Here is a 13,616-nt window from a genome sequence, read left to right as displayed (position 1 = left end):
TGCGCGGGCCGGGCTCGGTAAGGTCCATTGTCGTGACCGCGCGTGACTCCCTTCTTCGGCACTGGCCACGGAGATGGCCGTTGCAGCCGCTACGGGCGCAGCGCTGGACAGAACAGGAGCCGACCTACCGGGACGCCAGTCCAGCGGTGATCGAGGCCGCCACGAAACGCGCGCTCGCACGGCCTTCGGGAAACTGGTTCGTGTTCGCCGCGAGCAGGGAAATCCGCGCGGATCGGCCGTTCGGCGTGCATGTCGGTGGCATCGAACTGGTGGCATGGCGGGATCTGGACGGCGCGCTCTTCGTGGGCCCCGGCGCCTGCCCGCACCTCGGTGCCCCGATGGCGCAGGCGAAGGTCGAGTGCGGCGCTCTGGTCTGCCGCTGGCACGGGCTCACCCTGGGCCCCGAGGGTGGTTACGGGTGGAAACCGCTGCCCAGTCACGACGACGGCGTGCTGGCCTGGGTTCGGCTCGACGGTCTCGGCAAGGAGGAGCCGTCGGACGCGCCGGTGGTGTCCCGGCGGCCTGCCGCGGAACGAGCGCTCGACGCGGTGGCCACCGTGGTGGGTGTGTGCGAGCCCGAGGATGTCGTCGCAAACCGGCTCGATCCCTGGCACGGTGCCTGGTTCCACCCCTACTCCTTCACCCGGCTCCGGGTCGTCGAGGCGCCGAGGGACATCCACGTCACCGAGGACGGGGACCGGTTCCTCGTCGACGTGACGTTCCGGGTGGGCAGGGGCCTCGGCGTTCCCGTGCGGGCGGAGTTCACCTGCCCCGGCCCGAGGACCGTGGTGATGCGGATCCTCGAGGGCGAGGGTGCGGGCAGCGTCGTGGAGACCCATGCGACCCCGCTCGGGCAAGGCGGAGACGGCCGCCCGAGGACCGCGGTGATCGAAGCGACCGTGGCCGGATCCGAGCGGCCCGGCTTCGCCGTCGCACGCGCGGTGGCACCCGCGCTGCGACCGGCGATGCGGTGGACCGCCACCCGGCTCTGGCGGGACGACCTCGCCTACGCCGAGCGCCGCTACCTGCTGCGCAGCAGCGGACGATAGCCCCGCCGGTTCGCCAGCCGCCGCAGTGGAGCCAGCCTGCCGGAGGTCGGGACCGTGTACAGCTCGTGGCCCGCGAGGCCCCAACGGGCGAGCAGGCAGTTCGCGGCATGCCAGCCGGTGGTCGCCGCCCGTTCCATCAGCGCGACCGGCAGGTCGATGCGGATGCCGTCGCCGGCCAGCACCAACCCGTCCTGTGGGGTGCGCACCTTCGGCCGTGTCGCGAAGTCGCCGACACCGAACATCGGGCAGTCCGCCCGCCACTCGCCGAGGTCACCGAGAATCCGCGCGCCCGCGGTCTCCGGGTAGATCTCGTGCAGCCTGCGGAGCAGGCCCGCCGACACGTCCTCGCGGTCGCCGGTGACCGCGTAGGCGTGCAGTTCGACCACGGAACCACCGGTGCGGGCCGCCCAGCGCGCGGCCTCCGCCTCGTATCGGTCGAGCACGCTGATGTTGTCCAGAGGCGGATGCCCACCGGTGCCGAGAAACGCGGGCCGGTCCCGTGCCACCGGCTTGTCCAGCCACAGTCTGCGTACCAGGAACGGCGGCGCCGACCGGAGTCCGGCAACCGCGGCACGCCATCCGGCCGTGCCCAGCCGGGGGGACGCCGCGACGATGTCGCGCAGGCCCGGCACATCGGCCGCGAGCACCACGCCGTCCACAATGTCCATTTCGGACCCTGCGCGGTCGTCGTGTACGCGGAACCGGCCGTCGGAAAGCGGTTCGACCATGCGCACCGCTGTCCCTGTTCGGATGTCCACGCCGCGTGCCCCGAGGTGGTCGCCCAGCGGCGACCACAGGCTCGCCGGGAACGTGTCCGCTGGGACATCGAAGATCAGGCCCTCACTGGAGCCGAGGAAGTAGATGTGGAACATCGTGGCCAGTTCTGCCGCGGACATCTCGACCGGTGGCGCGAAGAAGCTGCGGGAGAACACCTCGAACGCCAGATGCCGCGCCGCTTCGGGAAAGTTGATGCGACGCAGGAAGGACTCGGCGTCGATACCGTCGAGCAGACGGTAGGTCTCGGGAACGCGCACCGACGCGAGCGGCAGGGCCGCGCCCGCGTCCAGTCCGGTCAGGTCCCGCATATCGAAGGTGGGACTGCGCAGGGCGAACGCCAACGCGTTCCAGGGCGGTCTGCGCGGAAGCCCGCGGAAGGTGTCGCGCCTGCCCTCGGCGTCCAGCAGCGGATAGTCGTCCAGTGCCACCATTCGCCGGAGATCTGGGTCCGTGCGACGCAGCAGTGACCGCAGGTTGTAGTACTGCCGGAAGAACGCGTGGAAGCCGCGGCTCATGGTGACCGGCTCGCCACCGGGCAGCTCTGCCCGCCAGCCGCCGACCCGGCCCCCGAGATAGGGCTCCCGTTCGCTCAGCCGTACCCGCACCCCGCGTTCGGCCAGCGCCGTGGCGGCACTGAGGCCGGCGATGCCGCCCCCGACGACGGCGACGACCGGCCGCCGGTCGAGCGCGCCCGCGTCGGCGTGACCTGCCGGAGCCAGGTGCCGAACCCGCTTGCGGTCGGTCACGCCGACCACCCCGGCGACGGCGCGGTGGCCAGGAACGTGTGGACGACCCCGCGTTGCCAGCCGGTCATCGTCTCCGTGTGCACGGCGGTGTATCCCGCCGTGTGCAGCCTTCGGTCGAAGTCGCGGACCCCGTCGAACGCCAGGACGCTGCGCCACAGGTGCCGGTAGAGGGTGGCGTCGCCCGTGCTCATCCGGCCGGCCGGAATGATCACGCCCCAGCAGACGGCGTGCCAGACCGCCATGGCGACCAGGGAGTCCCGCACCGAGTACTCGTGCACGGCGAGGGTGGCTCCCGGGCGAAGCAGGGCGCGTAGTTCCCGCAACTGGGCGTCCGGATCGGCCAGGTTACGGATCAGGTACGCGGCCAGGATCGCGTCGAACGGACCGGACACGCCTGCGTCGCCGAGGTCCTCCACCCTGGTGTGCACGAACCGGACCGAGGCTGGCCACGGCTTGCTCCGCGCCACGGCGAGCATCTCGGCGGACGCGTCGATCGCGGTGATCCTGGCCCGGGGTGCCACGGCGAGCAGGGCCGCCGTGGAGGCGCCCGTGCCACAGCCTGCGTCGAGCAGGTGCAGACCCGCGCCCTGGTCCGGCAGGCGGAGTCTGCGCGCGGAGAGGCGCAGGTGCGCGTGATAGCCAGGATTGGCGCCGACCAACCGGTCGTAGGCCGCCGCCGCCGCGTCGAAGGCGCCGGGTACCGCGGTGCGGGGGAGTCCGGTCGATTTCACGCCTGCGCGTCCTCTCGTGCTCGTTGCCGTTGGCGCTCCCACAGCAGGAGCACCAGGGTCACCAGGGAGAAGCCGAAGAGGAAGTCCTCGACGGGGATGTCCCACGGCCAGCGCAGCCCGCTGTTGTGAGCGGGGTCGTAGACGACGATGGGGGCGCTGAGCTTGGTGAGCCAGCCGTCCACCGGTATCTGGAAACCCAGCACGATGGCCAAGCTGATCCAGTAGGCGGGCCTGCGGAACAGTCCGGTGCGCAGCACCGCCAACTCGATCGCGACGACGACCGGCACCGAGACCAGTGCGGGCAACGTGTAGCCGATCATGTCCGCTCACGCTCCCGCCCACGCTTGCGCGATTCGGTGAGAATCCGGTCCACCGTCTCGTAGGTCAGTAGTGCGCAGAGGGGGACGACGAGGAAGAACACCAGCTCCTCGAGCGGAATGCCGAACGGCAGGACGATCCCGGTGACGTACCTGGCGTTGAAGTCCCACACCTCGGCGGCGATCGCGATTGCGTCCCAGACCAGGAACACCGCGGCGGCCGGGAGTATGGCCTTCGCCAGCCATATCGGCCTGCGGTAGACCCTGGCTCCCGCGATCTCCAGTGGCAATGTCACCAGCACACACGCGGCCATGACGAGCAGGTACTGCAGCCGGTCCATCTCAACCGCGTCCAGGTCCCCGCGGGGATGTCTCGGAGCCGGTCAGGTCGAGCGAGTCCAACTGGGCCGCCTGCTCGGCCGCCCACGGGCTGATCACCCATGGCGCCTCCCTGGCCAGCCCCGCGAACGCGGGCCAGGACACCCAGCGCCACTCAGCGACCTCCTCGGCGGCGGGAGCGGGAGGGCCCGCCACCCGCGCGACGTACACCGGGCACACCTCGTTCTCCACCGTGCCGTCGGCCGCCGTCGCGCGGTAGCGGAACTCCGGCAGCACACACCGGACATCGCTCACCTCGACGCCGAGTTCCTGGTGCACCCTGCGCCGCACCGCGTCCGTGACGGCCTCACCGGGACCGGGGTGGCCGCAGCAGGAGTTGGTCCAGACGCCGGGCCAGGTCCGTTTCGTCAGCGCCCTCCGCGTGACGAGCAGGCGGCCTGCCTGGTCGAACAGGTAACACGAGAAGGCCAGGTGCAGTGGGGTGTCGGTGTGGTGCACGGTGCGTTTGGGGGCCGTGCCGGCCGGCTGACCGGACTCGTCCAGCAGCACCACCTGTTCCTCGATCTGCCCCTGGTTCACGCATGGCCTCCGATTCCTGCGACGGGAGCGCGCCGGGTGGCTCTGGCCAGCGCCGCTCGCGCGAGCGCGCCACTCGCCACGGTCAGCCGCCTGGCCGTGCCCACCTTGGCGCGCCTGGTGAACACATCGTGCTGGTTCTGCTCGATCAGGTCCAGGATCTCCGAGTACAGCGTCATCGCGGTGGCCACACACGGCCGGGAAACCGGATGCAACATCGCGACACCTGGGCGCGCCCTGCGATAGACGGCGCGGGTCGTGGCGATCTGGTCGGCCAGCGCCCTGCGCACTCGCGGGTCGGTGCGCCCGCGCTGTTTGCACCACCGCAGCAACTCCCGGTCGACGCCGAAGGCGGCCAGTTCGTCCTCAGGCAGATATACCCGGCCGCGGTCGAGGTCCTCGGCGACATCGCGCAGGAAGTTGGTCAATTGGAACGCCATACCGAGTGCGGCGGCTGGACCTCTCGCCTCATCATGAGACGTCACCGTACCGAGCACGGGCAGTACCTGCAGGCCGATGACCTCCGCCGAGCCGTGCACGTACTCGTTCAACGCGGCTCGATCGCGGTAGCCGGTGGTGGTGAGGTCCATCCGCATCGATCGCAGGAACGCGGTGAACAGCCGATCGGGGATGTCGTATCGGCGCGCGGTGTGCACGACCGCTGCGAGTACCGGATCGTCGCTGTCCCCGCGACGGAGCCCGTCGAACAATGCGCGGCCCACCTCATCGAGGCGGGCCGCGATCTGCTCGGGGTCTCCGGCGGAATCCGGTTCGTCGACGATGTCGTCGGCCCATCTGGCGAAACCGTAGAGCGCGTGTATCGCGGGCCGCTGCGCCGGGTAGAGCAGCCGCGTCGCGAGGAAGTAGGTGCGGCCGTGCTTGGCGTGCAGACTCCGGCACCGCAGGTAGGAGTGACGCAGTCGCGGTTCGGTGATTCCCGCGGCGTCGAGTTCGGCACCGGTCATCGCAACCTCGATGTGTAGCACATGCACCCTTGGTACCCAGGACACACCGAAGTGACGCGGCACGAATCGCCGCGCCGGACACGGCCGGTCGTCGCCGGGCCGCTGCCTCACTGCGGGGTGTCGCGTTCCGGCGCCTCGTCGAACGGCGGTACCGCCGCGTCGTCGTCCGCGGGCGGTTCCGGATCCCGCCACTCCTGCGCCCTGCTCGGCCGGTTGCCCTGGAGCATCCCCTGCATCTCTGCCTTGAGCTCGTCGTCCTCGCGCGGACTGTGCTGATCACTCTCGCGGTGCATCGTCACCTCCTGTGCCTCGTGCCGGGCGGCATACCCGGTAGGCGCCGGTGGAAACCCGGTTGGGCCGCCGCGGCCGGGGTATCCGGGCACGGGAGAACCACATCGAAGGGAGCAGCTGATGAGGGCCGTCACCTGGCACGGCAAACGAGACGTCCGGGTCGACACCGTCGACGATCCGCGGATTTCGGAGTCCACCGACGCGATCATCAAGGTGACGTCCACCGCGATCTGCGGATCCGACCTGCACCTCTACGACGTGCTCGGCCCGTTCCTCGAAACGGGCGACATCCTCGGTCACGAGCCGATGGGTGTCGTGGAGGAGGTCGGCAAGGACGCGGGCGACCTGAAACCGGGCGACCGCGTGGTGGTGCCGTTCAACATCTCCTGCGGCCACTGCTACATGTGCAACTCCGGCCTTCAATCACAGTGTGAGACCACCCAGGTCCGCGACCAGGGCAAGGGCGCGGCCTTGTTCGGCTACACCAAGCTCTACGGCCAGGTGCCCGGCGGACAGGCCGAGTACCTGCGGGTGCCGCAGGCGCAGTACGGGCCGATCAAGGTTCCAGAAGGGCCGCCGGACGAGCGTTTCCTCTATCTCTCGGACGTTGTGCCGACCGCCTGGCAGGCGGTCGAGTACGCGGGCATTCCGAAGGGCGGCAGTGTCGTGGTGTTCGGGCTCGGCCCGATCGGGCAGATGTGCTGCCGGGTGGCGCGGCACCGGGGCGTTGACACGGTGATCGGTGTCGATCTCGTCGCGGAACGACTCATCCTCGCCGAGCGCTACGGCGCGGTCACCCTCGACATCCGGGAACACAAGGACATCGCCGGTTCCATCCGGGAGCTGACCGGGGGACGTGGCGCGGATTCGGTGATCGACGCCGTCGGGATGGAGGCGCATGGAGCGCCGGTTGGCAAGCTGGCGCACCAGCTCGTGAACCTGCTGCCCGGCGTGATCGCCGAAACCGTCACCAAGCACGCGGCCATCGACCGGATGAGCGTGCTGTACCACGCGATCGACTCGGTCCGCAGGGGCGGGACGATCTCGTTGAGTGGCGTGTACGGCGGCAAGCTCGATCCGATGCCGATGATGGATCTGTTTGACAAGCAGATCCAGTTGCGCATGGGCCAGGCGAACGTCCGAAACTGGGTCGATGACGTGCTGCCCCTGCTCACCGGCTCGGAGGATCCGCTGGGTGTCGAGGACCTGGCCACCCACCGGCTCCCGCTGGAAGAGGCCCCGCGCGGGTACGAGATGTTCCAGCAAAAGCGGGACGGCGCGATCAAGGTGGTGCTGCAGCCCCAGGCCTGAACAGGCCGGTGCCATACTGCGGCGGTGATCGATGCCGCCCTGTACGAGGCGCTGCTGGAACGCCTGCCGGATATGGCAGGCGAGGTCGCCGACCGCCTGGTGGCGGAACTGCCGCTCTACAGCAGGCTTTCAGCGGATACGGCTGGTGGCGCCGCAGCGGACATCCGCAGGGTGGCTGAGCAGAACCTGCGCTTCTTCGTGCGCGGCTTCCGCGAGGGCAGGTTGCCGGACGCGGCCGAGATTGCCGAGATCCGCGGGTCGGCGGCCCTGCGGGAGGAGAAAGGCATCCCGCTCGAAGCGGTGATCGCCGCGTACCACCTCGGTGCGAGGGTGGCCTGGGAAGCCGCGGTCGCGGATATGGGCACCCAGGATCTGGCGTGGATCGTCACCGCCCAGGACCACCTGATCCGGTACCTGCAAGCCGTGGTCCCCGCGGTCGCGGCGGGATACGAACAGCGGTGGTCCGGCCGGAAGGAACCGAAGTAGCGGGCTACTCGGAGGTACCACTGAGGCCCGTCCGGGCATAGCTTCGGCACATGGACCTCGAGCTGCGGCACCTCAGGGTGATCTGCGCGGTCGCGGATACCGGCAGCGTCACCAAGGCGGCCGGTCGGCTCGGTCTGGCCCAGCCCGCTCTCTCGGCGCAGTTGCACCGGATCGAACGGGCGCTGGGCGGCGCGTTGTTCGAGCGGGACCGCGACCAGCCCGGGACCGGACGAGACCGTGAACCACAACGGCACCTCCGGTTACTACCGCTACCAGGTGCACGCCTACAGCGGTTCCGGTGCTTACACGCTGGGGGTGAACACGCCCTGATCTAGCCGGCCGCCTGGCCCGGTGCGTGCCGCTCACGGCGCACGGACCGGGGCAGGTGCCGCGCGCTCGGTGCGCCGAGGCCCCGTGAAATGCCTCTGGCCGCGGCGCGGACGACGGGAATGAGCAGCCGAGGTTCGGCGCCATCGGCGGGAACCACGACGGAAACGGCGGCGACCACCTCGTCGTGCGCGCCGTGCACGGGGGCGGCGACGGACAGGACGTGCGGCTCGATCTGCCCGTCACTGACCGCGAAGCCGTCCCGGCGAACGGCGGCCAGCGTCACGCGTAGTTGTTCGGGCTCGGCGATGGTCTTCGGGCTGTAACGGGTGAGCGGCCCGTGCAGCACCTCCTCCTGCAACAGTGGGTCGGCGTGGGCCAGCAGCACTAGCCCGACGCCGGTGGCGTGCAGCGGCAGGCGGCCGCCGATGCGGGAGCTGACCTTGACCGCGTCCCGTCCGGAGATCCGTTCGAGGTAGACCACCTCGTGTCCGTCGAGCACCGCGAGCTGGGCGTGCTGATGGGTGGCGGAGTAGAGGTCCTCGACGAACGGCAGCGCACTGTCACGGATGTTCACGCTGCGCGGGGCCAGCGAGCCGATCTCCCAGAGCCGCAGCCCGATCCGGTAGCGGCCTTCGGCGTCACGTTCGAGCGCGCCCCAGCCGGTGAGCTCGCCGACGAGCCGGTGGGTGGTGGTCAGCGCGAGGCCGGTGCGCCTGCTGATGTCGGACAGGGTGAGCAACGGGGTGTCCGCGGAAAAGACGTCCAGGATGCCCAGCAGCCTGGCGCCGACACTGGTCGGGGGAGTTCGTACGGGGCGGGACAGCTCGCCCACCTCCGGGTGGTCGGCTCAACGGGTCTTCCGGTGAGCGGAAGTCGGGTGTCGCGGTAGGGAGTGTGCCTTCCAGGATGAGGCGCAGCAAGCCGCAGACGTCTTCGTGGAGGTTCACTCGTGCGTACCCAGGTCGCGATTATCGGTGCCGGACCTGCCGGGCTGTTGTTGTCCCACCTGCTGCACCTGCGGGGAATCGAGTCCGTGGTGCTGGAAACGCGCAGCCGGGAGTACGTGGAGAAGCGGGTGCGTGCCGGCGTGCTGGAGTATCCGACCACCGAGCTGCTGCGCGAGGCCGGCCTCGGGGAGCGGATGGACCGCGAAGGCCTGGTGCACCACGGCATCTCGCTTCGGTTCGACGGCGCCGACCATCGCATCGGATTCGACGACCTGCTGGGCAGGTCGATCACGGTGTACGGCCAGCAGGAGGTGGTGAAGGACCTGATCGCGGCGAGGATGCGCGACGGCGGCGAGCTGCGGTTCGACGTCAGCGACACCGCGGTGCACGACGTGGAATCGGATCGTCCGAGGGTGACCTACACCGATGCCGACGGAGTGGCGCGGGAGCTGACCTGCGATGTGATCGCCGGATGCGACGGATTCCACGGGATCAGCAGGCCCTCGATCCCGGGCACTGTGCTGACCGGGCACGAGCACGTGTACCCGTTCGCCTGGCTCGGGATCCTGGCGAAGGCCGCGCCGGTGCGCGACGAGCTGGTGTACACCCGCAGCGAGCGGGGTTTCACGCTGTACAGCATGCGATCGCCGGAGATCACCAGGCTCTATCTGCAGGTCGACCCGGACACCGACCTCGCGGAGTGGCCGGACGACCGGATCTGGGCGGAGTTGCACGCACGCATGGCGATCGACGGCGGTGAACGGGTCAACGAGGGACCGTTGCTGGAGAAGAGCGTCACTCCGATGCGCAGCTTCGTCGCATCGCCGATGCGGCACGGCCGGCTGTTCCTGGCGGGCGACGCCGCCCATATCGTGCCGCCGACCGGGGCGAAGGGGATGAACCTGGCGATCGCCGACGTGAAGTTGCTCGCCGAGGCGTTCACCGCGCTGTTGAAGGACAAGCGGAGCGAGCTGGTGGAGTCCTATTCGGACACCGCGCTGCGCAGGGTCTGGCGCGCGGAGCACTTTTCCTGGTTCATGACGTCGATGTTGCACCTTGACCCGGCCGCCGACGAGTTCCAGCGGCAGCTGCAACTGTCGCAACTGCGGTACACGGCAAGCAGCACCGCTGCGGCGACGAGTCTGGCCGAGAACTATGTGGGACTGCCGTTCAGCTGACGTCGGGCCTCGGCCGGCGGGGTTTGTGGAGGCGGGGTGGTCGGGTGGTGTGGTGTTGGCCGGTGGGGGTGGTGATGGTGAGGGTGTTGTCGGTGGGGTTGACGGTGTAGTTCCAGCCGGGCCGGTCTTTGAGGCGGTGGTGGGTTTTGCAGAGGCTGATGAGGCGTTGTTCGGTGGTGGTGCCGTGTTTGTGCCAGTCGAGGCTGTGGTCGAGTTCGCAGGACTGTGAGGGTCGGTAGCAGCCGGGTGCGCGGCATTCGCGGTCGCGGATGCGCACGTATTCGTCGAGGGCTGCGGTGGGGCGGTAGCGGGTGCGGCCGAGGTCGATGGGGTGGCCGGTGATGGGGTCGGTGAGGATGCGCCGCCAGGTGGTGTTGGGTCCGGTGGCGATCTGGCGGGCGAGCCATGCCGGGATGAATCCGTGTCCGGTCATGTCGGCGGGTTCGTCGTCCAGTTCGAGGAGGGTGGTGGCGGCGACGTAGATGAACACCTCCGCCCGCGGTGCCCCGGTGCCGGTGCCGTCGCGCAGGCACAGCTTGGCGAAGAGGTCGGCGCGGAGTTGGTCGAGGGTGTCGGTGGCTCCGGCGTGGCGGAGCCTGCGGGCGTCGCGGTCGATACGGGTGTAGATCGAGGTGGCTATTTCGGCGGGCAGGTCGGCGATCAGGGTGGCCATGCCCTCACCCTGTTGCACTAGTTGCAGCGAGCGTTCCTCCCGGCGCCGCGCGACGCGTTTGGCGTAGCCGTCGGGGTCGACGGTGGCGACAACATGGTGCGCCGCCCGACGTAACTGCGTCGGATCCTTGCCCGCCAACCGTTGCGAGAGTCGCTCATCGGCGATCCGCGCCAGATCATCGGACAGGGATCCGGTGACGTCGGCGATCTTCGACGCCTTGTACCCGTCCAGCATCCCGGCCCGCATCGCCGCCAGGGTGTGCGGCAGTCGGGTCGTCAACGCCACCGCGAGCGACACCATCCGCTCCGCCGCATGCGGCGTGATCGACAATGCCAGCGCGACTTCTTGAGCGACATCCCGAGTTGCCCCCGGAGATGTCGAGGCCAGTTCGGCGATGTCGGACAGTTGCCGGGCCTCCATTTTGGACCGTGTCCGCTCGATCGACTGTAGCCGCGCGACGAGTATCGATCTTCGCCGGGACAGGCCCGGCACCGCCACGTTTCCCCCTGAACCAGTCACCCCTCGAGGATATCGCCGGGGTCCGACAAAACCTGGGCACGGCGGTCCCGTTCCCTGGCGTGCCGCAGGCGAGCCCGAATCTGCAAACTCGGCCCCCGAATCTGCAAACTCCGGCCCCGAATCTGCAAACTCACGCCCTGAAACTGCAAACTCGGGTGCCAGCGCATCGACGTGAATACGGTTTTCATCTAGGGTGGCGGCCTAGGCTAAAGGGAGGACTTATGGGGGCAGAGGAGCTGGGCGCGGTGTTCACCGCCGCCCGTGCGGAGTTCGCGAGAATCTCGCCGCTGGTGTGGAATCCGCTGAGTGAGGCGATGGTCGACGAGGCCGGGCCGAAGCGTGGCGAGCGAGTGCTGGACGTCTGCTGCGGGGCGGGGGCTTCGGCGATCGCCACCGGTGCGCGGGTAGGAGCGGAAGGCCGGGTGGACGCGGTCGACCTGTCGGAGGGCTTGCTGGCGGAGGGGCGGGAGACCGCGGTTCGGCAGGGACTCGACAACGTCCGGTTCGTGCGGGCGGACGTGACGCAGTGGCAGGCGCCGGAAGCCGGGTACGACCTGGTGCAGAGCGCGTTCGGGGTGTTCTTCCTGCCGGAGATGGACGAGCAGTGCGCGCGGCTGTTCGCGATGTTGCGCGAGGGTGGCCGATTCGCCGTTTCCGTGTGGCGGAAGGGGGCGATCGAGGAGTTCGCCAGGTCCTACTACGAGGTGATCAGCCGGTTCCGGCCCGAGCACGCCGATCGGAAGGGGCCGCCGGGGCCGATCGAGCGGATAAACACCGAACCCGGGCTCGAGGCCTGGCTGCGTGACCTAGGTGCGGGCGAGGTGCGGGTCGCCGAGGTCGAGCGACGGGTACGGCTGGATTCCGGTTTCGCGTGGGACCTGGTCCTGGGCAGTGGGTTCCGAGGTGCGCTGTCGGGTTTGACGGAGGCCGAGGTCGAGGCTGTCCGCACCGAGCTTCTCGACCTGCTGGGGCAGCGTGAGATCGAGTCGGTGGACTTCGGCACCCTGGTCGGAGTCGGCCTCCGCGAGTAGCCCCTCCCCGTGGCCGTCCTAGTGTGGAGTGCGGGTGGTCGAGCCCGGCGGCCGATGGGCGATCCAGGGGAGTGGGCAGTGTCGAACGAGCTGGTGTTCCGCGACAAGACCGTGCGCAGGGACCGCGCGCTGGTGATGGCGATCATCAACCGCACGCCGGACTCCTTCTACGACCGGGGTGCGACGTTCAGTGACGACAAGGCCATGGTGGCCGTCGACCAGGCGGTCGCCGATGGTGCGGACATCGTGGATGTCGGCGGTGTGAAGGCAGGTCCAGGGGCGGAAGTCGACGTAGAGGAGGAGACGCGCAGGGTCGTTCCGTTCGTCGCCGCCATTCGTGACCGCCATCCCGGCCTGGTCATCAGTGTCGACACCTGGCGGTACGAGGTGGGGCGGCTGGCCTGCAGAGCGGGTGCGGACCTGCTCAACGACACCTGGGCCGGTGCCGACCCCCGGCTGGCGGACGCCGCGGCGGAGTTCGGCGCTGGCTATGTGTGCTCGCACACCGGTAGTGCGGTCCCGCGAACCAGACCGTTCCGCGTGCACTATTCCGACGTTGTCGAGTCCGTGCTGCGGGAGACGACCGAACTGGCGGAGTCGGTGGTGGCCCGTGGCGTCCCGCGCGACGGTGTACTGCTCGACCCGACCCACGACTTCGGCAAGAACACCTGGCACGGGCTGGCACTGCTGCGCCATACCGATCGCCTGGTCGCCACCGGCTGGCCGGTGCTCATGGCGCTGTCGAACAAGGACTTCGTCGGTGAGACGCTCGACGTCGACCTGCACGAACGGGTGGATGGCACCCTCGCGGCGACCGCACTGGCCGCGGCCGACGGGGTGCGGGTCTTCCGGGTGCACGAGGTGCGCAGAACGCGCCAGGTCGTGGAGATGGTGGCTTCGATACAGGGGCAACGGCCACCGGCACGAGTGGTTCGCGGGCTCGCGTAGCTCGCTGAGACCGGAATCGCACTCCATAGGTCGTCCAACAGTAGGAACACCAACTAAACTCGCGCGCGTCACCCCGCACGGATCCGTGCGGCAGCCGCAGACGAAGGGTCACGAGGACGTGAGCGAAGGTTTTCCGCTGTACCAGCTTGCTGAGGAGCACGAGGAGCTGCGGGCTGCCGTGCGTTCGCTCGCGGAGAAGGAGATCGCGCCGTACGCGGCGGAGGTCGACGAGAACTCCCGCTTCCCAGAGGAAGCCCTGACCGCGCTCAACGCCTCCGGTTTCAATGCGGTGCATGTTCCGGAGGAGTTTTCGGGGCAGGGTGCGGATGCGGTGTCGGCGTGCATTGTGATTGAGGAGGTCGCGCGGGTTGATGCGTCGGCGTCGTTGATTCCTGCGGTGAA

Annotated in this window: 16 protein-coding genes and 1 pseudogene; 8 read left to right on the top strand and 9 right to left on the bottom strand. The window is 69.3% G+C overall.

The window, feature by feature from the left end; genetic code table 11:
• Window positions 1-32 precede the first annotated feature (32 nt).
• Entirely contained in the window at window positions 33-1,049 is a 1,017-nt protein-coding gene (locus D0C15_RS07140) for a Rieske (2Fe-2S) protein (protein WP_116041869.1), read from the top strand.
• Here the strand turns inward: D0C15_RS07140 and D0C15_RS07135 are convergent.
• The 7 genes from D0C15_RS07135 to D0C15_RS07105 all read right to left on the bottom strand — a co-directional run bounded on the left by D0C15_RS07135 (window position 1,022) and on the right by D0C15_RS07105 (window position 5,793).
• Window positions 1,022-2,572 (bottom strand): FAD-dependent oxidoreductase, encoded by a 1,551-nt coding sequence (locus tag D0C15_RS07135; RefSeq protein WP_116042323.1) that lies wholly within the window; start codon window positions 2,570-2,572, stop codon window positions 1,022-1,024. The genes D0C15_RS07140 and D0C15_RS07135 overlap by 28 nt on opposite strands.
• Entirely contained in the window at window positions 2,569-3,303 is a 735-nt protein-coding gene (locus D0C15_RS07130) for a class I SAM-dependent methyltransferase (RefSeq protein ID WP_116041868.1), read from the bottom strand. Before D0C15_RS07130 ends, D0C15_RS07135 begins: the two co-directional genes overlap by 4 nt.
• Window positions 3,300-3,623, bottom strand: coding sequence for a lycopene cyclase domain-containing protein (locus D0C15_RS07125; protein ID WP_116041867.1), 324 nt, complete (start codon window positions 3,621-3,623; stop codon window positions 3,300-3,302). The genes D0C15_RS07130 and D0C15_RS07125 overlap by 4 nt, the downstream gene beginning before the upstream one ends.
• Window positions 3,620-3,961, bottom strand: a complete 342-nt coding sequence (locus D0C15_RS07120) for a lycopene cyclase domain-containing protein (RefSeq protein WP_116041866.1) — start codon at window positions 3,959-3,961, stop codon at window positions 3,620-3,622. Before D0C15_RS07120 ends, D0C15_RS07125 begins: the two co-directional genes overlap by 4 nt.
• 1 nt (window position 3,962) lies before the next feature.
• On the bottom strand, window positions 3,963-4,538 hold the full coding sequence (idi, locus tag D0C15_RS07115) for an isopentenyl-diphosphate Delta-isomerase (protein ID WP_245975617.1): 576 nt from the start codon (window positions 4,536-4,538) through the stop codon (window positions 3,963-3,965).
• Window positions 4,535-5,500 (bottom strand): phytoene/squalene synthase family protein, encoded by a 966-nt coding sequence (locus D0C15_RS07110; RefSeq protein WP_116042318.1) that lies wholly within the window; start codon window positions 5,498-5,500, stop codon window positions 4,535-4,537. Before D0C15_RS07110 ends, idi begins: the two co-directional genes overlap by 4 nt.
• Window positions 5,501-5,607: 107 nt before the next feature.
• Window positions 5,608-5,793, bottom strand: coding sequence for a hypothetical protein (locus tag D0C15_RS07105; RefSeq protein ID WP_116041865.1), 186 nt, complete (start codon window positions 5,791-5,793; stop codon window positions 5,608-5,610).
• Between the two features lie 118 nt (window positions 5,794-5,911).
• Here D0C15_RS07105 and D0C15_RS07100 point away from each other — a divergent pair, with 118 nt between their 5' ends.
• The 3 genes and pseudogenes from D0C15_RS07100 to D0C15_RS07090 all read left to right on the top strand — a co-directional run.
• Entirely contained in the window at window positions 5,912-7,102 is a 1,191-nt protein-coding gene (locus tag D0C15_RS07100; RefSeq protein WP_116041864.1) for a zinc-dependent alcohol dehydrogenase, read from the top strand.
• A gap of 24 nt (window positions 7,103-7,126) precedes the next feature.
• Window positions 7,127-7,588, top strand: a complete 462-nt coding sequence (locus tag D0C15_RS07095; RefSeq protein WP_116041863.1) for an RsbRD N-terminal domain-containing protein — start codon at window positions 7,127-7,129, stop codon at window positions 7,586-7,588.
• 50 nt (window positions 7,589-7,638) lie between these two features.
• A pseudogene (locus D0C15_RS07090) lies at window positions 7,639-7,797 on the top strand (helix-turn-helix domain-containing protein); the annotation flags it as partial.
• A gap of 122 nt (window positions 7,798-7,919) precedes the next feature.
• On the opposite strand, the gene D0C15_RS07085 reads toward D0C15_RS07090, so the two are convergent.
• Window positions 7,920-8,741 (bottom strand): IclR family transcriptional regulator, encoded by an 822-nt coding sequence (locus tag D0C15_RS07085; RefSeq protein ID WP_116042314.1) that lies wholly within the window; start codon window positions 8,739-8,741, stop codon window positions 7,920-7,922.
• A 126-nt stretch (window positions 8,742-8,867) separates the two neighbouring features.
• Between D0C15_RS07085 and D0C15_RS07080 the strand changes: the two genes are divergently transcribed.
• Window positions 8,868-10,043, top strand: coding sequence for a 4-hydroxybenzoate 3-monooxygenase (locus D0C15_RS07080; protein WP_116041862.1), 1,176 nt, complete (start codon window positions 8,868-8,870; stop codon window positions 10,041-10,043).
• On the opposite strand, the gene D0C15_RS07075 is transcribed toward D0C15_RS07080, so the two are convergent.
• Window positions 10,036-11,235, bottom strand: a complete 1,200-nt coding sequence (locus tag D0C15_RS07075; RefSeq protein ID WP_245975616.1) for an HNH endonuclease signature motif containing protein — start codon at window positions 11,233-11,235, stop codon at window positions 10,036-10,038. The genes D0C15_RS07080 and D0C15_RS07075 overlap by 8 nt on opposite strands.
• 221 nt (window positions 11,236-11,456) lie before the next feature.
• Between D0C15_RS07075 and D0C15_RS07070 the strand changes: the two genes are divergently transcribed.
• The 3 genes from D0C15_RS07070 to D0C15_RS07060 all read left to right on the top strand — a co-directional run.
• Window positions 11,457-12,266, top strand: a complete 810-nt coding sequence (locus D0C15_RS07070) for a class I SAM-dependent methyltransferase (protein ID WP_162829931.1) — start codon at window positions 11,457-11,459, stop codon at window positions 12,264-12,266.
• 135 nt (window positions 12,267-12,401) lie between these two features.
• A complete protein-coding gene (gene folP, locus D0C15_RS07065; RefSeq protein WP_245975630.1) occupies window positions 12,402-13,214 on the top strand; it encodes a dihydropteroate synthase in 813 nt (270 codons plus the stop codon).
• A gap of 136 nt (window positions 13,215-13,350) precedes the next feature.
• Window positions 13,351-13,616, top strand: a 266-nt coding sequence (locus tag D0C15_RS07060; RefSeq protein WP_211323115.1) for an acyl-CoA dehydrogenase family protein, incomplete at its 3' end; no start/stop codon positions are given.

Origin of the sequence: Amycolatopsis palatopharyngis (assembly GCF_003385185.1) — a bacterium.
Classification (GTDB): domain Bacteria; phylum Actinomycetota; class Actinomycetes; order Mycobacteriales; family Pseudonocardiaceae; genus Amycolatopsis; species Amycolatopsis palatopharyngis.
Note: the sequence above shows the minus strand (reverse complement) of the source record. Positions and strands in the feature narration are given on the sequence as shown.

Excerpts from the sequence above, each read along its gene's own strand:
- D0C15_RS07125 (WP_116041867.1), bottom strand. The coding sequence starts at position 3,623 with ATGATCGGCTACACGTTGCCCGCACTGGTCTCGGTGCCGGTCGTCGTC.
- D0C15_RS07120 (WP_116041866.1), bottom strand. The coding sequence starts at position 3,961 with ATGGACCGGCTGCAGTACCTGCTCGTCATGGCCGCGTGTGTGCTGGTG.
- D0C15_RS07110 (WP_116042318.1), bottom strand. The coding sequence starts at position 5,500 with ATGACCGGTGCCGAACTCGACGCCGCGGGAATCACCGAACCGCGACTG.
- D0C15_RS07105 (WP_116041865.1), bottom strand. The coding sequence starts at position 5,793 with ATGCACCGCGAGAGTGATCAGCACAGTCCGCGCGAGGACGACGAGCTC.
- D0C15_RS07100 (WP_116041864.1), top strand. The coding sequence starts at position 5,912 with ATGAGGGCCGTCACCTGGCACGGCAAACGAGACGTCCGGGTCGACACC.
- D0C15_RS07070 (WP_162829931.1), top strand. The coding sequence starts at position 11,457 with ATGGGGGCAGAGGAGCTGGGCGCGGTGTTCACCGCCGCCCGTGCGGAG.
- folP (WP_245975630.1), top strand. The coding sequence starts at position 12,402 with ATGGCGATCATCAACCGCACGCCGGACTCCTTCTACGACCGGGGTGCG.